This window comes from Cyanobium sp. WKJ7-Wakatipu (assembly GCF_024345355.1).
GTDB lineage: Bacteria > Cyanobacteriota > Cyanobacteriia > PCC-6307 > Cyanobiaceae > Cyanobium_A > Cyanobium_A usitatum.
This window is the reverse complement of sequence record NZ_JAGQAY010000029.1, coordinates 12,262-32,031: the sequence shown is the minus strand read 5'-3', so window position 1 is coordinate 32,031 and position 19,770 is coordinate 12,262. Positions and strand designations below refer to the sequence as shown.

At 60.3% G+C, this 19,770-nt stretch carries 15 protein-coding genes; 3 read left to right on the top strand and 12 right to left on the bottom strand.

Annotated elements, in window-relative coordinates:
- Positions 1-151 precede the first annotated feature (151 nt).
- From mcrC to KBY83_RS12850, 11 genes are all read right to left on the bottom strand, one after another.
- Entirely contained in the window at positions 152-1,216 is a 1,065-nt protein-coding gene (mcrC, locus tag KBY83_RS12900) for a 5-methylcytosine-specific restriction endonuclease system specificity protein McrC (RefSeq protein ID WP_255019929.1), read from the bottom strand.
- Between the two features lie 7 nt (positions 1,217-1,223).
- Positions 1,224-1,598, bottom strand: coding sequence for a HEPN domain-containing protein (locus KBY83_RS12895; RefSeq protein ID WP_255019928.1), 375 nt, complete (start codon positions 1,596-1,598; stop codon positions 1,224-1,226).
- Positions 1,585-1,932 (bottom strand): nucleotidyltransferase domain-containing protein, encoded by a 348-nt coding sequence (locus KBY83_RS12890; RefSeq protein ID WP_255019927.1) that lies wholly within the window; start codon positions 1,930-1,932, stop codon positions 1,585-1,587. Before KBY83_RS12890 ends, KBY83_RS12895 begins: the two co-directional genes overlap by 14 nt.
- A gap of 28 nt (positions 1,933-1,960) precedes the next feature.
- A complete protein-coding gene (locus KBY83_RS12885) occupies positions 1,961-4,135 on the bottom strand; it encodes an McrB family protein (RefSeq protein WP_255019926.1) in 2,175 nt (724 codons plus the stop codon).
- Positions 4,136-4,154: 19 nt separating this feature from the next.
- A complete protein-coding gene (locus tag KBY83_RS12880; protein WP_255019925.1) occupies positions 4,155-4,679 on the bottom strand; it encodes a hypothetical protein in 525 nt (174 codons plus the stop codon).
- 6 nt (positions 4,680-4,685) lie between these two features.
- Positions 4,686-4,901 carry a hypothetical protein gene (locus KBY83_RS12875; RefSeq protein WP_255019924.1) on the bottom strand — a complete coding sequence of 72 codons (216 nt, stop codon included), beginning with the start codon at positions 4,899-4,901 and terminating at the stop codon, positions 4,686-4,688.
- A gap of 421 nt (positions 4,902-5,322) precedes the next feature.
- The gene (locus KBY83_RS12870) at positions 5,323-5,922 is read right to left on the bottom strand and encodes a hypothetical protein (protein ID WP_255019923.1); all 600 of its coding nucleotides are present in this window, start codon (positions 5,920-5,922) and stop codon (positions 5,323-5,325) included.
- Positions 5,919-7,997: a 3'-5' exonuclease gene (locus KBY83_RS12865; RefSeq protein WP_255019922.1), complete on the bottom strand. Its 2,079-nt coding sequence runs from the start codon at positions 7,995-7,997 to the stop codon at positions 5,919-5,921. The genes KBY83_RS12870 and KBY83_RS12865 overlap by 4 nt, the downstream gene beginning before the upstream one ends.
- Positions 7,997-10,786 carry a site-specific DNA-methyltransferase gene (locus KBY83_RS12860; protein WP_255019921.1) on the bottom strand — a complete coding sequence of 930 codons (2,790 nt, stop codon included), beginning with the start codon at positions 10,784-10,786 and terminating at the stop codon, positions 7,997-7,999. Before KBY83_RS12860 ends, KBY83_RS12865 begins: the two co-directional genes overlap by 1 nt.
- A 1-nt stretch (position 10,787) precedes the next feature.
- Positions 10,788-13,859, bottom strand: coding sequence for a BPTD_3080 family restriction endonuclease (locus tag KBY83_RS12855; RefSeq protein WP_255019920.1), 3,072 nt, complete (start codon positions 13,857-13,859; stop codon positions 10,788-10,790).
- Positions 13,860-14,023: 164 nt separating this feature from the next.
- Complete coding sequence (locus KBY83_RS12850) at positions 14,024-14,926, bottom strand: hypothetical protein (RefSeq protein WP_255019919.1); 903 nt, start codon at positions 14,924-14,926, stop codon at positions 14,024-14,026.
- Between the two features lie 100 nt (positions 14,927-15,026).
- On the opposite strand from KBY83_RS12850, the gene KBY83_RS12845 reads away from it, so the two are divergent.
- The 3 genes from KBY83_RS12845 (at position 15,027) to KBY83_RS12835 (ending at position 17,875) form a co-directional block, all read left to right on the top strand.
- Positions 15,027-17,225: an AAA family ATPase gene (locus tag KBY83_RS12845; RefSeq protein ID WP_255019918.1), complete on the top strand. Its 2,199-nt coding sequence runs from the start codon at positions 15,027-15,029 to the stop codon at positions 17,223-17,225.
- 174 nt (positions 17,226-17,399) lie between these two features.
- Complete coding sequence (locus KBY83_RS12840) at positions 17,400-17,660, top strand: hypothetical protein (RefSeq protein ID WP_255019916.1); 261 nt, start codon at positions 17,400-17,402, stop codon at positions 17,658-17,660.
- On the top strand, positions 17,657-17,875 hold the full coding sequence (locus KBY83_RS12835) for a hypothetical protein (RefSeq protein ID WP_255019915.1): 219 nt from the start codon (positions 17,657-17,659) through the stop codon (positions 17,873-17,875). The genes KBY83_RS12840 and KBY83_RS12835 overlap by 4 nt, the downstream gene beginning before the upstream one ends.
- Positions 17,876-18,089: 214 nt before the next feature.
- On the opposite strand, the gene KBY83_RS12830 is transcribed toward KBY83_RS12835, so the two are convergent.
- Complete coding sequence (locus KBY83_RS12830) at positions 18,090-19,760, bottom strand: PhnD/SsuA/transferrin family substrate-binding protein (protein WP_255019914.1); 1,671 nt, start codon at positions 19,758-19,760, stop codon at positions 18,090-18,092.
- Positions 19,761-19,770: the final 10 nt, after the last annotated feature.

Genomic DNA, 19,770 nt, shown 5'->3' with positions numbered 1-19,770 from the left:
GCTTTGCAACTCTTTGTTGTTCGTCCCAGAAACCTCGCTGGCCCATGGAAAGCATGTAATCTTGAAGCCTTAGTATAATTCAAATTCGGTCGCTATCAAGCGGTCTTGCGATTTTTCGAGGTGCCCTGAAGTAACTTCCAAAGATATGCAGTCAGCGCATAGGTCTAACTAATCCCAGCAACCGCTCCTTGATCTGCTGGTGGCTGCCAGCCAGGTCAACGGTGGCAAAGCGCATCTGGTGCCCTTGAATCGACACGGATTCATCGAAGTCTCCGTCGATGGCGGGATGAAGCAGTAGCCCTGCCGCATGATTGGCTCTGTGATCGCCGCGGCTCACCTGGGAGCGCAGATAGGCATAGAGCTGGTAAACGTAACCGGCTCGGAGTGAGTGGTCGCGGTACCAGCCACGGCCAAGCACGCCGGTGAACTTGGTGTCGATCACCAGGCGCTGGGGCTGATCGCGACGGTCGATCACTATGTCGGTCCGCATGGAGGGAAACACTTGGGCGATGCCAGCAGTGGCCTCTTCGATGGGCCAGCTGAGCGTCTTACCCGTGTTCACCACCCAGTGCGCGTCATCAAGGTGGAGGCGGTAGAAGCCGCCAATCGCCTTTTCGTAGAGATGCCGCAGCCAGTGCACGCAGCGCTGGGGATCGAGCAGCGCATTCGTGCCTGCTTCCTCGGTGGGCAGGGCCAGATCCATCGCCAGGCGAGCTGCGGCGAGCATGGGCCGGTCGGCGTGGTCGTGCCGCCCGAAGCGTTCGCTGCTGATCTGCTGGCGGGTGGGCGGCTCTCCAACCACTCCTTGCAGGCGCAGGCCATGGGCAAGGCTGCGGCAACGGTGAGCCAGCTCGGGCTTGCGCACCAACCTGCCCACAGTGTCGAGAGCGGCGCGCACATAGCGATTGCGGGGGCTATCGATCGAGAGCTCCTCAAGCCGACAAGCCACCTGCCCCTTAGCCAGCAGTTGCCTTCTGGCGGTGATGAGGTGATCGATGCGCCCTCGCACACGGGTGAGCACCGCTTCTCTGGGCAGGAAAGCCGTCGTTAGTTGGCGGCGCTGGCGCTGCTCTACAGCCTTGGCCAGGATCTCGGCCACCAGATCAGGGATGTCATCGGGCAGGTCCTCAGCGGCGAGGTTGCTGGGAGTGGCCTCCTTGCCGAGGTCTGATGCGTAGAGCATCAACCACCAGATGTTGCGAACCGGGATACTCATCGCCGCATCACCCGATCCGGTTCTGGACGTGCTCGATCAGGCCTTCCGCCCGATTGCACCAAGCGGCGCGATCCAAACCGAGATGTTCCGGTTCGTCGTCGTAGCGGCATTGCACCGCGAAGGTGGTGAAGGCTCGCAGCGGTAGCAGCTCTGTGATGTCAACACCCGAGTCCTGCAAAAGCAGCAGCAGGCGGGCGAGATCGTGGGTCTGGGGAGGCTTGGTGCCAACAATGTGCAGCCAAGCCTTGAGAGTTTTTTCCAAGCACTGCTGGGCCGCCCAGCCCCAGCTGGCCTCTTCCACCTCGGGATCTAGCAGCCGACGCGCCATGTTCAGGTCGCGGCGCGCAACCCGCAGCAGGCGCTCCGCTTCAGGAGTGGCCATGAAGCAACACGCCCTCGTGGATTGCCTGTTGCACTAAAGATCCCTGTTCCTGGGCGCGACGAGCCGCTTCGCTGGTGGAGTGCAGCACCAGGTCTACGGATAGATCCGGTTGCGCCACGGCCCCCCACAGATCACCAAGCAAAGCAAAGCGATCTCGGGTGGCCAGCCAGGCGTCTGGGGCGGTGATCAGCAGGTCGACATCGGAATCAGGCCGGGCTTCGCCACGGGCCCTGGAGCCGAACAGGCGCACCTCGGCAGCCGGAACCAGCTGGCGGATCTCAGCCGCCATGCCTGCCAGGCGCTCTTCTATGGGTGCGGTAGTGGCAATGACCATGGGTGCATTCTGGTGCAGCCGGCTGGGCTTACCAACCCTCCAGTAATGCCGCTGCCTGGCGTTCGGCTTCCTCTGGAGCGTCAAACCAGTACTCCTGTAGCAGGGGCTTCAGTTCGCTGGCCACCACTTCAGCGAACCAATCGCGGCTGGAGCGGCCCTCCAGGCTCTGGGTGGGGGTGACATAACTGTGGCCAATCCGGAAGGCCTTGCCAAGACGGCTGTCGGCGGCGATGGCGGCATTTAGCTGACCAAGGCGTTGCTCGATGCTGGCGGCAATGGCCGGTTCCATCTGCAGACTCGTCACCACCCATTCGCGCCAGGTCTTGCCCAGGCTCGGCTCGAGCTCGACGAAGGCAAAGCGCCGGCGGAAGGCCATGTCCACTAGGGCCAGGGAGCGATCGGCGATGTTCATCGTGCCGATCACCACCATGTTTTCGGGCACGTAGACCGGCCGATGGTTCCCGTCGGGGTCGGGGTAGCAGAGCTGCATGGCATCGCGCGGTGTGCGCTTGCCGGCCTCCAGCAGGGTGAGTAGCTCCCCAAAGATCTGGGCGGGGTTGCCTCGATTGATCTCCTCGATCACCAGCACGTGGGTTTGGCTGGGGTGCTCCAGCGCAGCCTTCACCATCTGCATGAACACGCCCTCATGCAGCACGAGGCCGCCGTTGCCGCTGGGGCGCCAGCCGCGCACGAAGTCTTCGTAGGAGAGGTTGGGGTGGAACTGCACGGAGCGCAGCTGCGGCTCCTGCACCACATGGCCCACCAGGGCCATGCCGAGGCGCTTGGCCAGCCAGGTTTTACAGGTGCCGGGCGGGCCCTGGAGGATCAGGTTCTTCTTGTCGCGCAGGCGGCGGCGGATGCGCTCCAACTCGCCTCGGGGCAGGAAGCAGCCATCGGCCACGATGTTGTCGATGCCGTAGGGCGTCACCGACGTCACGGGTTCAACCACTGCGGTTTCGTCGTCTTCCGATTCGTCGTCGGGTTCGGGTGCGATTCCGGTGTAAGTCCAGGCCTCTAGAGACAGATCTGGGAAGGAGTGCACGCTGAAGTCGGGCTCCTCGAAGCGCTGTTTGAGCGACTCGATCAGCTGTAGGTATTCGGCGGCATTGCAACGGTGTTTGGGACCATTGCGGCCGATGGGGAGCCGCAGCTTCTCGCTGATGTAGACGCGCGAGCGCCCGTCAAGGCTGAGGAAGCTCCAGGGGCGACACCAGTAGAGCCCGAAAGTGAGGTTCCAGGCCACCCCGTAGTAGGCCATGGCTGCATCGAAGTCGCGGCTGAATGCGTCAATGGCCTGCTCTGTGTCGCCCTCAGCCAGAGCAAGGCCACTCTGGAACATCTGCCAGAGGACATCAATGTGGGCGGGGTCGCGATCTTTGGCGTAGGGGAAGAACCACGACATCTGGTTGTTGAGCACCGGGATCCCCTCGAAGCTCTCGGGTACGGCCTCCTCCACACCCAGGAAATAGGCCAGGGCGGCAGCGATTGCCTGGCGGTTGCTGTCTTTGATGCCTCGGTTGAAGAGGCCGATCAGGGTGAAAGGGTCGATGTCCTGGATGAAGCCCTTGCTGCCATCGGTGAACTGATCACCGCTGAGCAGGCCCAGTCCTTCCACGCTGGGCTGGAGCTGCTGCAGAAAAGCGATCAGCTGGCTGCGGTCGGCGCGATGGCTGAGCAGCCCATCGGCAATGGCCTGGTAGAAGCGGGCCCAGCGGAACCGCTTGTGCTGCTTTGGATCGGTGCCGAAGCGCTCGCGCCAGTAGGGGGCATTGCGAAAGCGATCAATTTCCTGCGGCTTGTTCTGGAAGGCAAAGTCGATCAGGGCATCGGTTTTCCAGTCGCCGGGAGTGACTTTCCAAATCGTGGGTTGGTAGGTGTAGAAGTACCACTCGCGAGCCGGGCTGACGCGCTGCCAGTCCACCCGCAGGTGGCGGCCATCGCCCATGTTTTCAGCGATCACGCCGGTGGCCTTAATCGACATCACCGAGACGGTGTTGCCCCAATTTTCAAAGGGAAGGCCGCGCTTCTTGATGTAGGCGGCCTTGATGGCGATGCGCTCGCCGGTCTGCATCGAGCGCACCTGGGCCAGCACCCTGCTGTTGTCGTCGAAGTCGTGCTCCCAGATCCCTTCGTCGATGAATCGATCGGTTTGATCGTCGCCACGGTTGATCATGGCGCCCACAAACCAGCAGGAGCCATCCATGGTTCCTTGACCAGTTAAGTCAGGCATCTCGATACAACCCCGGCTTGTCGATCTTCAGTGCTGCCGAGTCCTCCAGCACGATGCGAGCGGGCTGGTCATCGATGCCGCCTGGTGCGTTGACCTGCACCTCCAGGGTTATCTCGACCTGAACGCCGGGTAGGGCCTGCAGGTGGGACATCACTTCCTCCACGAAGGCGCTCATTTGCAGGCTGGCGCGGCTGGGGTCGAGTCTGACCGATGCCACATAACGGTTGGGCAGCTGGGGCTTGGGTGGATCGATCGCTTCCCCACCAAAGGCACTGCCTCCAGCTCCTGAGGGGGCGATAACAACATTCTTGCCGGGGCCATGACCTGAGCAGGTGGTGCTCCCTACTAAAAAGCCGGACACGATCTGTCCTGTTGAGGGTTCGAGGCGTCTGCGCTTGGGTTCCAGACGCTTTGCTTTTCGCTGGGAGATGACCATCTCGTTTTTAGCGACAAGGCTGTTGAAGCTGGCCCGCTGGGTACTGGAGATCTGCAGGGTGCTCAGGTTCATGCAGCGCATGGTGGTTCATTCGATGAGACCGGCTAGGTCCACGTTGCTTTCGCCGCTCTTGGATGCCTGGGTGTTGCTAAGGGCCTCGAAGCTCAGCTCAGCGGAGCTGATCCTTGGCAAGCACAGGTCTTTGATGCACATCTCCACTCGGGCACTCCACTTTGAGTAATCGCTCTTGTGCTGGAAGTTAGCGTTGAGTTTGCCTCGGCTGTCGGTAGCCCAAACAGCCAAAGGCGTAAGAAAACCGAGCTATTTGTTCAGCTTTTGCAACCAGATTCTGCACGGATTTGCCTCAGCCTGCAGCAATCCTCACACCTTGCAAAGCACTGCCAGCACTGAATTTCATGCAGGTTCTGCATTATTATCGCGTTGGCGGGCTGAGACCGCTGCTGCCGCAGGCACTGTCTGCCTGGATGTTCTCCATCCCCTGTTGCATAAGCAGCAAGATCAGCTCAACTACGGGGGTTGTTCAGGGAGGGCTTGAAACACCATGTCCAACGAAGAGTCCAGCAACCCTGAGAGTTTCGCTGGGTACAAGGATTGTGCAGGAGCGACCAGCCGGTATCGGAACGGCCGATTGAGTTTCACAGTGTGGTTCGACCTCTTAGAGCTATGTCCTTAATAAAAGTGGACTGCAAGCACCAGTGCTTATTCAGGAGGCCTGGTGAGCGCCGTTGCTTCTGCTGATGCCAGAGAAAGCCATCACCAGCGGTGGCCGAATGGGCTGCAGCTGCTGTGCAGTGGCTTCCAGAAAGGCAACCAGGATTGTGATCAGCAGGATGTAGTTGCGCAGGTCTGGATCCAACTCGGCCTTGGCTGTTTTGGTCTGAGCAGCTAAGGCTGTTTCCAATGGCCCCCACAAGGGGTTGACCCTGGCTTCCTTGTAGATGCCTCCCAGGCGTGAGCTGTGGGCAGGATCTGAAAGTGAGGCCGACTCGGCTGAGTGGGCAAAGGCATTGCGCAGCTTGCGCAGAGCATTGAGAGCTTGCTCGACCGTTGAGTCGATCAAGCCCAGGCGGCTGGCCAAGGCCACCTTTGCGCCAATTGATCCAAGCGGGCGTTCAGGCAGAAACAGACCGTCCTCTTTGCTGGAAGCGACAGGCATCACGGCCTGCAGGAGATGCTCCAAGGCCGCATCAACGCGGGCAACACCCACCAGCACGGCTCCGCGGCCTCGTTCCTCAAGCATCTGCAGGGCGATGCTGCGGGCGGATTCGGCAACGCGGAGAGCTTCTGGCGTGGGTTGCTTCATCCGAGCAGGTCCTCTACGAATTCAGAGCATGTATCCCCACTGGTGATCAACAGATGATCGCGGGCTCGAGTGCAGGCCACGTAGAGCAGGTGGCGTTCGGTGGCCACCACCTCTTCCAGGTCACTTTCGTCAGCAAGGGCCTTGATGCGATCGGCGCTGGGGATCACGTCCTCGTCGCAGGCCATCACGACCACGGCACGGAACTCCAAGCCCTTGGCCAGGTGCATGGTCGAGAGGGTGGCTTTGCTGCCGAGGCGCATGGCGGTTGGCTGCAGCTGCTCGTAGGGCAGGTCGGCCAGCTCCAGAGCGGCCTGAGCGCGCGCGAGCTCCTGTGGGCTGCGCACAAACACGCCGAACTCCTTTGGGGTGAGGCCTTCAGCTAGGCGCTCCTGGATCCAGCTGGCCACCGCTTCGATCTCGCTGTCGTGGTCTTCGCATTCGCGGATGACTGGATCAGGGCCGCTGATCACCGATACGGCGCCGCGGCGATCCTGCACGTTGCCGTCTACATCACGGGACTCTGGATCGAGCAGCTGATCGGCCTGCTGACGGATCTGCTGGGAGGTGCGGTAGTTGATGCGCAGGGTGCGGGAGCGGCCGCGGATGTCGATGCCGTATTGGTTCCACGAGAACGGCTGCTGAAAGATTCGCTGCCCCAAATCTCCCGCAAAAAACAAGGCATCAGGTCCAGTGCCGGCGATAGCCGCGAGCAGGCGCAGCTGGGCTGCGGTGATGTCTTGGCATTCATCAACCACGATGTGCTGGTAAGGCCGCGCGGCTGTGCGCTGCAGTTGATCAGCGGTGCGGTGGAACAGCTGGTGCTCGGTGATCAGGTTCTGGGATTCGAGCTCCTGCATCACTTGCGCAAAGCCCTCCCAGAGGAGAAGGCGCTTGGCTTCGTTGAGGCGGCTCTTGCGGCCTAGGCGGCGCACATCCCGGTAGCTCTCCCAGTCATGCAAGTAGTAGGCGTCGACGATGTCGCGGAACTCCTCCACGCTGAAGTCCTCGCCATAGATCCTGCTGATCTCGCCCGGTGCATGGCGGCGAATCAGGGCGTCGAGATCCTCCGAGTCGATCCGGTTTGGTTTGCCCAGGTGGGCGGCGTGCATGCGCTCACCCAACTCCTGCATGGCAAGCACATCCAGCCGTTCAACCAGGGCGGGTTCACCATCAATAAGGCGATGCAGCTTTTCCCGGAGTAGGGCTGCAAGGGGGGCTGAAAAGGTGGTGAGCAGTACCCGCGCATCGGTGTTGGTGCGTGCCAGGTGGACGGCACGGTGCAGCGCCACCACGGTTTTGCCGGTGCCAGCGGAGCCTTGCACCCGGGTGGGGCCGTTGAAGGAGCGCAGCACCCAGTCGCGCTGGGAGGGGTGGAGGAAGACGATCCACTTCTCCCAGGGGTAATCAAGCGCTCGGGCCAGCTCTTCAGTGCCGGTTACGACGCGGAAGCGACGTTGGGCATCGGGGTGCTCGTAGGGATTGCCCTTCTCCGGCGGCACCACTTTGGGCTTGAGAGGCGTTGTGCCAGTGGCCAGGTCGATGATCGCTTCTGCTGCCTCTCCGGGAAGGTGGGAGGCGATCACCAGGAGCATGTCGTCGTCCGCTGTGCGGACGTCTGGGATCCACTCGGCAGGTACCCCGTAGCTCAGCAGCTCGTCTTCTGTGAGGTTGGATAGGGGCCGCTTGGGCTCCGGCGCAGGAGCTGGTTCGCTCGGGACGTAGAGGGGGATCTGGATCTCGCGGACGGTTTCGCGGATCTCAACTATCTGGGCGGCACCGGTGACGGGATGGGTTTCGATCTTGCGCCGCGAGGCCCACTCGTAGGCGGGGTCGTGGTGGCCGACGAAGCAGAGCATCACGCTGCTCTCCACGCGGTGAAAGATCAGGCGGATGTCACGACTGGCGCGAGCTGACCAGAAGTTTTTGTCTTTGATATTTTCTAGCCGATGGCACTGCAGACCAGGGTTGGCTGAGTTCATCTGCAGCTCGAAGGCCGCCACCTTGGCAGCCCTCTGTTCCTCGCCACTCAGGCGATCAAGACTGCCTTGAAAAGTGTCGGCGAGCAGAAACTGCATCAGGCCACCCGATAGACCTTCATGACCTCATCCCCAAGGTGATTAATCACCTTGACGGCAATGCGCCCCGTTGATGGCTTGGCGAAGGGAACAGATGTATCGCTGTTCAGAGAATCCCACGCATCCGCGTCAATTTCAGCCTTGAGGGAGGTTTTGAGGCTCTTGTAGGGATCGTTCTGGCCAAGGAAGTAGGCCTGCCGCACAAAGAAGCTCTCGCCGTTGTAGTCGCTGTCGATGAACCAGCAGGCAATGGTGGCCGGTTCGTCGCTGCGCACCTCACCTGTTGAAGGGTCGAAGACGTCAACCCCATTGATCTTCACCTGGATCTTGTCCTCTGGTGCATCGAGGATGTCGATGTCAGGTTCGCCGAAGATCACGAATAAGTTGCCCTTGCCGGTGTTCTTGAGGTCGGGCTGCATGTGTAGATCGGCATTCATGCGGGCCTTGAGTACCGGAAGAGGGCCAAGATTGTTGAACTCGGTGGACTGGGCTTCGTAGTTGAAGGCGCAGCTGATCAGCACATTGAACCCGGCGTCGGCGCACTCCCGGGCAGCTTCCACCAGGTCGACACGAGAGACAGTTCCGAACTCAGGGCCAATGAAAATGCCAGCTGTTTCCAGGGTGTCATCGGAGTCTCGGTAGGCACCCTTGCCAGCGATGTAGCTGCCAGGCCAACCTTCCAAGGATTCAAAACTAATGCGGTCTTCCTTATGAGCCTGCTGCACTCCGGCGACACGGAGTGTATCGAGGATCATTTGAGCAAAGTCAGTCGCCCCTTCCGACGTGGCTCCTTGTTTATGAGGATCCACCAAGGAATCGTCATGATTAACAATCATCGTGCGATGCGGGCTTAAGCTCTCCACTGTGAATGGACCAGCCACTCGCACCTTTTTGTTATCGCCGTAGGGCTTGTCATAGAGGAATTCGAACTCGGCCTTGGCCGCGATCGACTTGTCGATCTCCTTCTGCAGGGCGATGCGGGCCTGCCACCATTCCGTGTGCAGTGTCTTCGCCGCATCTGGCCACTGGGCCTCAACCTCACGAGGAATTTCCCACTCCTGCCAGGTCTTACCCAGCGAGGTGTTCAGCTCTTGCCGGAACGGCTCCAGCTTCGCCTGCCACTTCTCCCAGATGACATCGATTTCCACGTTGTTGGCGATGGACTTAAGCGTGATGTGCGGCACGCGCTCGTAGACGAAGCCCTGCCGGATGTTCCCCTGCACGGGCTGCGAACTAGGCGCGGTACGGGTGACTTCGGCTTCCTTGCGTTGGCCGTCGCGGGAATCGGCCAGTAGGTAGAACGGATAACGCGCGCCCATGATGCGGGCACGAGCAAGCGCCAACGCAACGCGCGAAGTGTCAATCGTTATCCAGCGGCGGCCCCATTGCTCGGCGACGGTGGCGGTGGTGCCGGAACCGCAGGTCGGGTCGAGCACGAGGTCGCCGGGGTCCGTGGCCATGAGAAGGCAGCGTTGCAACACCTTCGTATTCGTCTGAACGACGTAAGTCTTGTCGCGAGCGTCGAATCCCCACTTGGTATCCTCCCAGACGTTGTTGATGGTATAGACCGGATAGTCGCCAATGAGTCGTAGATACGAAAGCGACTTGTCGCGAGCCAAGATTCGGTCGCACGCGACAAGCCTCTTCAGTCCTGCAAGGGTCGTTTTCCAGTTAGCGCCTAAGCCTGGGTGAAATTCCTTCCCTTCAAAAGTGAAGGGCACTGTGGTGTTCGTTCGGAAACCTTGCGAAGTAAGTGGGCTTGGTCTGTAAGGCCGCCAACCCTGAGGGAGCTCCTTTTCCCCTGCCAAATACTCCGACGGGATTTGTAGACGCTCGCGATGTTCTCCAAGCGCGTATCGGTATTCAGAGCCAGCATCCGTATCGAAGCCTTTATCAACGAAAAGCTGTCGATACTTCACGCGGGTGGTATTTTTAGCAAACCAGCAAAGATAGTCGTTCGAACCAGTAAGCAGGTTCGACGTTTGCGCACTACTCTTCTTTACCGAAATAAGTGATATGAAGTTATCCTCACCGAATACCTCATCCATCACCGACCGGACGCGGTGGACATTTTCATCCCCGATTTGCACGAAGATGGAGCCGGAATCGGTGAGGAGATCGCGGGCTACGGTGAGCCGATCTCGCAGGTAGGTGAGGTAGCTGTGGATGCCATCGCGCCAGGTGTCGCGGAAGGCTTTGACCTGCTCGGGCTCACGGGTGATGTGGTCGGCCTTGCCGTCATTCACATCACGGCTGGTGGTGGACCACTGGAAGTTGCTGTTAAACTTGATGCCGTATGGCGGGTCGAAGTAGATGCACTGCACCTTGCCCCGTAAGCCCTCGCGCTCAGCCAGGGAGGCCATCACCTGCAGCGAATCGCCCAGGATCATCCGGTTCGACCAGTTCTGGTCGTGCTGATAAAACTCAGTCTTGGCCTCCTCCGAAGGCAGCCCATTGAAAGCTGAGAATAGGTCAATCTGCGCGCTTTCCCCTTCACCTTGTTTGCTTCGGCGCTTCAGGTCATCGATCAGCACCTTCGGGTGGATCTTCTCCTGGATGTAGAGCGGTGGAGCGTTCACCACTTGTGGCGATTCATCCAGCAGATCCTTGCCGCGCCAGATCAGCTGTGGGTCTAGATCAGGATTCCGCCGCTCGTAAGCCACCTGAAGCGGTGTTTTCTCCTGGTTTTGCACCATCGTCTGGTACTCAGCCGGTGGGATGTTCCGGCGTGAGGCATCGTCGTGCGAGAAGCTCTCGATCTGCTTCTCGCTGGCTGGCTTCTTAGGCATCTCAGGCAACCTCCACGGCGAGCACGGAATCCAGCACGTGATTTACTTCCTCTTGTACAGCTTCTGACAGCTGATTCTCCATAACCATCGGGTCTCGGAATTCAGCAAAGGCCCAGCGTCCGAACTTGTCTGTGTTGTTGACCCCGGGCACCCAGTAGGTCTCCATTGTGTTCTTTTTTTCTATCGCGTCCTCGCGTTGATAGCCCTTCACTTCGCAAACGAGATTGAGTAGATCATCTTCACCCCGGCCGTCATCCACCACCACAATGAAATCTGGGATGTAGCGCCGCGGCTCTCCAGCGAGCAGATAAGGTACCTCGAAGCCCATCGACTGATTTTTGACCCAGCGACGCACCTTGGGATGGGCATCGAGCACCCTGCAGAACTCTTGCTCCCAGGTGCTGTCACAGATCGCCCAGTTCACATGGCAGCGGCGTGAGTCGGTTTCCCAGCGCAGCGTCTTGGCTGTATTGAAGTTCACGTCCATGGTGCTGCCAGTGGGGTTGTAGGGATCCAGGATGGCTAGTCTTTTCTTGTCTGCTCCGGCACTCACCACAATCGCTGACAGCATGCGCTCACAGGCCATGTCGGCAATCTTGCGGTAAGCCAGCTGGCCGTGATTGGTGCCCGCTTTGCAGACAAGGCATTCGTCCAGCCAGTTGCGTACCACTTTTTTCATCTTCAGGACCAGGTGAGTCCGCGGCACACCTTGACCATCGGGATACTTAGTCATCACCAGATGGGTTGCCAGGTGCAAGATCACTGTTGATTTGCGTAAATCCTTGGTGCGCTCCAAGGTGAGCTGCACCCCTTCACCAATGATCCCCTGATTACTAGTGATGGCAGGGCCAACCAGCGAGGGAGTGAGCTCCAATACATGATCTTCTCCGAATGTTGCAGTTACATCCTCGTCCGGCAGTTCAACTCGGTAGCCGAGAACGTTGGGGAAAGCGATCTCCAGGCGATCTCGATCTGGGCTGATGGCCTTTACTTGAATGGTTTTCGGTGGTGGCTTCGGATTGGCCCTGACCGACTGGGCCGTGAAATCAAACGGGATGCCGAGAATATCGGCATATTCCACGTCATAACGACCGGTGTCTGGATTGAGTTGATAGTTCTGGCGGCGCAGGGCGCGGCCCACAACTTGCTCACAAAGTAGTTGTGTGCTGAAAGCCCGCACGCCGAGCACATGGGTCACGGTGTTGGTGTCCCAGCCCTCAGTGAGCATCGCCACCGAAACCACACAGCGGATGTCGGCCCCGAGCTTGCCCGGCTTACCCACCGTGTTCATCACCTCCCGCAGCAGATCGGCATCACTGAGCTTGGTCCCTGCAGCGCCAGCACCCTCTCGCTGGATGATCTCGCGGCGGAACTGCTCGATCTCTGTCCCCGCCATCTCCCTGAAGTTGGCATCAAGGGCCTCACCGCTCTCAAGCTGTTCGCTGTCGATCAGGAGCGTTCGTGGCCGGGGTAGGGGGCGTTCGTAGTCGTCGTAGTTGGAGAACAGGGGGCAGGCTCCTTTACGAATCTGCTTATCGCCACGCTCATCTTCCACTTCATAGCCCGAGATGTAGTCATAGACCAGCTTCGAGGTGGAGGTGTTGTTGCAGACGATGATGAAGCACGGCGGCACTTCAAAGCCGGCTTCTTGCCACAGCTCAAAGGTCGTCACGTAGTGGCCGTAAAGCGCTTCGATTGCCGTGTTGAGTTCCGTGGGCAGGCTGTCAGGCGCATATTGACCAGACTTGCCCCGGCCCTTTTTGGGCATGCTCTTTTTGATGTTCTTCCACAGCTCCCGGTAGAAGGGCATCTCCTTGCTGATGTTGTCGGCCACCGGCACCCGCGGCAGCTTCACAACTCCGCTTTCGATGGCATCCATCAGCGAGAAGTCGCTGACGGTCCATGGGAACAGCGTGCCTTCGGTGTAGCCGGAGCTGGCCAGGAAGAACGGTGTGGCCGACAAGTCGATCACCCGCTGCTGGCCTTTGCCGATCTTCCGGCTTACGGCCTCGATTCCCGAGATCCACATGCGCGCCGCTTCCCGGTGGCTCTTGGCTTCTGCCTTCTCCTCTGAACTCAGCTGTATCTTGTCGCGCTCCTCATCGCTGATCGGCTTTTCCCGATAGCAATGGTGGGCTTCATCGTTGATCACCAACACCTGCTTCATGCCCATCAGCTCGCTCATCACGCGCTGGAGCATTTGGCCTTCTGTTTCGGTGGTGGCCATCTGCTCACCCCTCCAGCCCTCCATGAACTGGCGCGTGCCCTTGGCTAGATCCAGCAGCTCCCGCTTGCGGAAGGCGTGGTAGTTCGTGATCACGATCCGGGCCTTGCCCAGCTCTCCCACCAGGTCTTGTGGCACCAGCTCCATCCGCCGGAAGTAACTCTCGGTGTCATTTGGCTTCAGCACCCGCAGCCGGTCGCGGATCGTGATGCCTGGCGCCACCACCAGAAAGCCCTTGGTGAAGCGGCTGCTGCCGGGGTGACGGGCCGCGTTGATCGTCTGCCAGGCGATCAGCATCGCCATCACGGTGGTCTTGCCTGCGCCGGTCGCCAGCTTTAGGGCCATCCGGAACAGACCGGGGTTGGCCTCGTCGTTGGCGCTTTCCAGTTTTTCGAGGATATCTTTGCCGCGCTTGCCGATCTCCGGTGCCACCTCCGTCAGCCAGATGGCAGTTTCAGCCGCTTCGATCTGGCAGAAGAACGGACGGATGCCCTGAAACTTGTGGTGGCGCCAGTGTTTCAGCAGTCGTGCCGTCTCCGAAGTCACCTTCCACTGGCTCTCGGGCGACTGGCGCCACTCCTCCACCAGCTTGCGGATCGAGTTGACCTGCTGGGTTACTTCGTATTGCTGATCGTTTTCCGACAGCCCCTGGGCTTCGAACTCCAGAACCCGCTGCTCCTCCTTTCCTCCCCGCTTCTTGGGCTTGGGTATTGGCGTGATTAGCCGCGACTCACGCCGCAACTCCACGACTTGCTGAGTGGGGATGCCGTCCTTATCGAGTTCCCAGTGCCGGCTCGGCTGTTCGTACGGGGAGTTGAGGATCGGATCCTCGAAGAACCGCTCGCTCACTGCCTTTGTCCTTGCCCACTAACGCCCCTGTACTGAGCTGATCTGTTGGTCATCTGCTGCAGGTTTTTGGTAGGCATCTGAGCTTTATCTGTCGCCAGTCTGCTGTGCTTTGCCGCAAATGCCAGCCAACTCGTCACCTCAGAAACGCCGATCAGCACTGGCATTTAATGCAGATCCTGCATTGTTTGAGCCCGATTGATCCGCACCCTTAGCAGCCGCAGGCAAAGCCGTGCTGCCTTGCTATGCGCTGCACCGCGGGGCAGCAGCAGCCATAGCTGCTCGATCAATGGTGGCTGCGCTGCCAGCGGCACCAGAGCATTGGCTTCTAGCCAGCCAGGCCCGAGCAAGTCAGCGCAGATCGGCATCGCCAGCTTGCGGTCCCTAGCCCGCTTCAGCCAGGCAGCAGGCTCCTGGCAGGCCTCTGGCTGCTGCGCCACTCCAAGGCCGTGCCACTCCAGGGCTTGATGCAGCAGCGGCAGCGCACACCGGCGCGGCAGCAACACCTGCTTTGCCTCAGTAGTTGTGGCCACCAGCTGCAAGGCCAGCTGCCCCAGCGGCATGGCGGTTAGCCCGTCCCATTTTGGCGATTGACCTGACTGCAGCTGCTGCTCCAGGCAGAAGGAGCTAATGATTGCGCCATCAAGCAGGCCATGGCTCACCAGCTCAGCCCAATGCTCGGCGCTGCGAAAGCGGGGCGGCACCAGCTGCACGTCCGACATGCCATGCAAAAGGCTTTGGTGCAGCAGGTCCGTACCGAGGCGTATCAGGCCAGCCATCAGCCGGTGCTCCCTGTAGGCAAGCCGCAGGTACCCCAGGCAGGTGTTGTGGCCGTGACGGTAGATAGGTGATCCCCGGTGCGGCAGCAACTGGAACTGCTGCTGCATCAACTGCACGCTGCGGCACACCGTCGATTGATGCATCGCTAGTGCTGCACCTGCCTTGGCCTGGGAACCAGCCAGCTCGAGGAAGTCGAGGATGTGCAGGTCTTCTAAGGGCGTTGGCGGCGCGTAGGAGTTCTCAGCGCGCCGTGGCGTGGAGCGGGCGCTGCTGCTGCAGGAGTGGGCCAAGGGAGGCAGAAGTTGTTGCTGAATGCAGCGTCAGCCCGCAGGACCCTCGCAAGAGTGTTTTTCGTGCGAAATAGTGGAAGCTCTTGTTGCCTCTGCCGCGATGGCGACCCTGCGCTGCCACCTGCTGATCGGCCAGCCAGCCAGCGGCAAAACCACGCTGGCAAAAGCCTTGGCGCCCCTGCTCACTGGACCCGGTGAGGCCCCTGCGCTGCTGCTCTCCACCGATGTGATTCGCGCTGAGGTCTTTGGTGATGCAGCAGTGCAGGGCCCCTGGGTGGATATCCAGCAGCGGCTGCACCAGCGCATTCAAGAGGCCGTGGCCGCTGGCACTCCGGTGATTGTTGATGCCACCCATGCCCGCCGCGCCTGGCGCCTGGCCATCACCCAGGCACTGCCGCTGCCGGCTCCAGTGGAGTGGATCGGCTGGTGGCTCTACACAGACCTGCCCACCTCGCTGGAGTGGAACAACCGGCGCCAGCGGGCCGTACCGGTGCCGGTGATTCAGGAGATGGCAGCTGCTCTTGCTGATCCGCACTTCGGGCCATGCCGGGCGGAGGGTTTTGCGGCGATCTGCGCGGTAGTTCCTACCCATCACGGCGAGCTGACGCCGGTGCTGCAGGCCGAACTTGCCGGGCTTGATAAGCGCATCCGCTCTGCCACCAACCGTGAGCGCAAGCTGCAGCGCCACGGCTACTCGCGGCTGCTGGATCTCGAGCGGCTGCTGTATCTGATCAAACTGCTGAGCAGCTGGCCCGATCTAGCCGCCACCGATCCAGCCAGCACCGAGGCGCTGGAGGAGATTCTCTCGCCTCTGCCAGAGGGAGATCTGGCCGCTCGTGCTGCGGCGTTTCTAGGCCAGTTGCATGGCCAGTGTTTTGCTGATGCCACTGCGATTCGCAGTGATTTGAGCTGGCTGGAAGCCAATGGCTTCTGCAGCGCCGTGCCGGTGTCTGCGCCAATCCAGCTGGCAGAGGTTCCCCAGCGCAAGCGGGGTAATGCTGCTAGTGGTGAAAGCCATGGCGGGCTGCCGCCCATGGGCGATGGGCCGGTATTTATGCGGGTGATGACCCTGCTGCGTCATCTGCTGCAGCAGCCCTTTGATCGGCCGGCGGAGCGCGGCGCCAACCTGCACCAGCACCTGATTGCCGCCACCGAGCTCATCCCTGGTGCCTACCTGAGCGGTGAAACGGCAACGCTGCGTAAGGACCTCGAAAAGATCCTTACCCCCTACGGCTTCCGCAATCGCAATGACAACGTGCGCCACGGCTACTGCCTGGGCACCGCTGTGCTGCCTGCGGCGCGGTTGCAGGAGCTGCACAACGTGCTGCGCCAGAGCGCCGGCCGCCTGGCCGACCCTTCTGCTCAAAACCTCCTGGCCGAGCTTGATGAGCGACTGGGCTGGGCAGGCATCAGCGCCAATGGCTTGGCGCCAGTGCGCAGCTACGCCCGCCATGCGGTGGTCGACACCAAGTTGGTGCGCCGCGATTCGCTGGCAGCACCTAGGCGGGCAGAAGCCATTGAGGCTGCAATCGTTGAGCACAGGCGGGTGCTGCTTGAGCGCTACCCAGGAGTGGGCAGCTTTGCCGATAGCCCCGATGGCGCGCTGAGGGTGTGGCCGCTGCAGCTGATCTTCCACAACGTCGGCTGGTATCTCCTCTACGAGGAAGATCAAGTGGGCCATGAGCAGGGACTGATCCGCAGCGAGCGGCTAGACCGTCTCGCCCTGCGCACCAGCGATGGTGGCGTGCGCCGCAGCAACGAGGAACATTCCGCCGCCCTGGCAAGGCTCGAGCGCTTGCTGCACCACAGCGGCGGCATCTATTTCGGTGCTGATCTGGAGCAGCAGCTGGCGATTGCCAGCCCGTCGGCCCAGCGCCGTAGCCAGGCGCTCACCACCCTGCGCTTCTGCTGCGCCCCCTGGGCGTTTGCCTTCATTCGCGAGGGGCTGCAGCGCTACCCGATCGAGCACACCCGCTTCTCCAACCCGCTGCCTGGCGATAGCTGGTGGCACCATCCAAAGGCGCCGCATGTGCTCGAACCTGGCCGCTCCAGCGACAGCCACCCCTACCCGGTGGAACTGGATCTGCCCAGCTGGACCGTGGCGGCCGACATCGATCTGCGCAGCTGGTTATTTGCCTTTGGCGGCGGCATCCGTATCGAAAGCCCTGATGTTCTCCGGCAGGAGCTGGTGCAGCGCTGCCACGACGCTATGGCGGCCAATGTTGGGCAGCCCACACCACCCCAGCCCCCAAGGATCGCAGTGACAGACGGCTTTGTGAATCGCCTCCGCAGGACATAGCTCCCGGTTAGTTGATACCAATTCATGCGGATCTGGCATGGCTATAGCGAAGCAGGAAAATCTCCACTTTCCGTGATATCGTTTAATGATGCACAAGCTATTCGTTGAGCAGCATCAGCCCATCACTGGTTCTGCCCTCAGCGGGTTTGCAGTCATCACCCTGCTTCGCACATCATGAAGAAGTTTGAGTACAAGCACATCAGGCTTGATTACAAAGGTAGAGGGATCACTCAGGAAATCAACCTGCTGGATATCGACGGACAGCGGGTGAAGGGATGGGGGAGCTCCACCAACGTTCCAACTCTGCCTGAGATGTTTTCTGCGCTTGGCCAGGACGGCTGGGAGCTTGTGAGTCATGTTGTCAATCAGGACAACACACCCAATGGTGTGACGTTCCACTATTACAACCTCAAGCGAGAAATCGTGCAGCCATGAGTGATCCGGCTAAGAGACCCGACAGTTTCGAAAAGCTGCTCAAGGAGGGATCTGACCGCTCACGGGCTCAGGACACCAAACAGGCCTCCGGCGGGTTGGCTCTCTGGATCGGAATTTCCTTCCTTGTGTCGTTGGTATTTCCGCTGTTCTGGCTTGTTTTTGCGGCGTTGCTCCTGGCTGCTTTGGTGTCAGGGGCGAGGGAGTGGATGGGCTAAGAGCGGCCGGTTTCAAAGCATCCCTATTGGGACGAGTTGTTGGCTGAGAGCCTCCAATCCCCGGTGTTAACTACCTAGGCGGGCGCGTACCTAATTGTCTTCGTGCACCAAGAAGCGATTGCTGCCAATCGCAGCCATGACATCGCTGCCACTGGTCTGCAGTTTCAGTAGCGCCGCAGGCCGGATTAATCAGCAAGGATGAGCTAGAGCAAGCTCAAGGACTGATCTCCAGCTGGTGCGGGGTTTCGAGCACAACAGGTTGGTTGTCCCACAGATGCTGAAGAGCCATCACTTTCAAGAGTCGGCCGCGAAGATCGTTGAGCACAGAGAACACCGCGATCTGATCCAACAGCGCACGCTGAATCAAAAGATCAAAAGACTGCCGGTCTGCGCTCAACAGTCGAATGCGCACGCGATCGCCGTCAGACTGGATGTCATTGACCCACCCCTCAACCAGGTTGACGCGATCTGTGGCTGGGCAATGGAGCTTGATTTCTGATGCTTGATTGCTCAGGCATGAGCTGAAGGCCTTGCCCTCTGCCACTTGTCTGGCAAAGAGTCGATAGTCGGGTGCTGCGCCAGGCCCGAAATTGGCCGCGGACTTTCCACGGACAGAGGGCGGAGCGTTTAGCAGGGCCCGCTGCAGCGGATCACGATCAAGATCCGAAAGACTGGGGGAGAGAGCCACAATCGACTGAGGAAGCGGCGGGCTGCTGGCCAGGATCTTTAGGCCAGGGTTGAGCTTTTCAAAACGCAGTGGGTTGCCAGCCATAGCCCCCACATCAGCGCTACCACTGCGGACTTGGTCGGCAATTTCAGCAGTCGATAGATTTAATGTGATGCGAGCGCTCCGGCCACGCAACATGCTCATCGGTACGTAGTACTTGGTGGCAGAGAAGAAATCACCAAGTGCCAAATGAGTTGCTGCGTTGATGTCCTGTAGATCGCGCAGCGGTGAGTTCTGACGTGTAAACAGGATGGCGCGATACTCGGGGTCCTGGGGAAACATGCGACCGATCGGGCGATACCCCGCCTGAACAGCCTCCATCGACACCACTGGTGAGAAGCCGAGCAATACATCCCAGCGCCGCGCTCTGAGATGGGCGACGGCCTCCGGATAGGAGCGTGCCCCCTCAATCCGAACATCGATCTTCTCGCCACGTAGAGCACGGAGGAATTGTGCTGGACGTAGACGGCTCTCCAGATGTTGTTCCAGAGGCAGGTAGCGCTCCAGTCGCCGGTCGGGCGTGCCGATCACAACTGTGCGCTGATCCACGTGGGGGGAGCCCAGATAGTCAAAAAGCCAGAGACACCCTCCCGAAACCGCTGCTATGGCAACCCAAAAAGGGAACGACCAGCGGCTGCGGCCCAGGGCGATGGCACGAAAGAGCTGTCGTCGTCTGCGTTCCAGGCCCGCCCGCAGCCTGGCAATGGCATCCAGCTGATCACCGCCAACCACCTGCAGCACCTGCTCCATGGTGTTGAGGTAAGGAAGCAGCAGTGCGGCCCTGATGAATAGGGGATCAGAACCGTCGTTGTGGGCAACGCGATTGCGCAGTTCCCGCAGGCTGTCGATCTGCCAGCGACTGATGCCAGGAAGTCGCGGCCGGAAGGTGCGATACCAATAGCAGTCGGAGCCGATCAGCTTGAGCAGCAGAGCCAGGTCCAGCGCTGGGGGTTCTGTTGCGCATTGGCCTTCCCCTTCCAGATCTGGTGGCGCTGGCAGCATGCGCTGCACCCGAGGGTGATTGAACCAGTGAGGGCCTTCCTTCTCCTCAAGCACTTGCACCACGAAGGGACGTAGCCCATCGCGCAGAGCGTCAAGAGCCTGGATCAGGGTGAGCGTCAGCCATTCCTGCTGCGGCAGCCCATCCAGTTCAGACACAGCCTTGAAC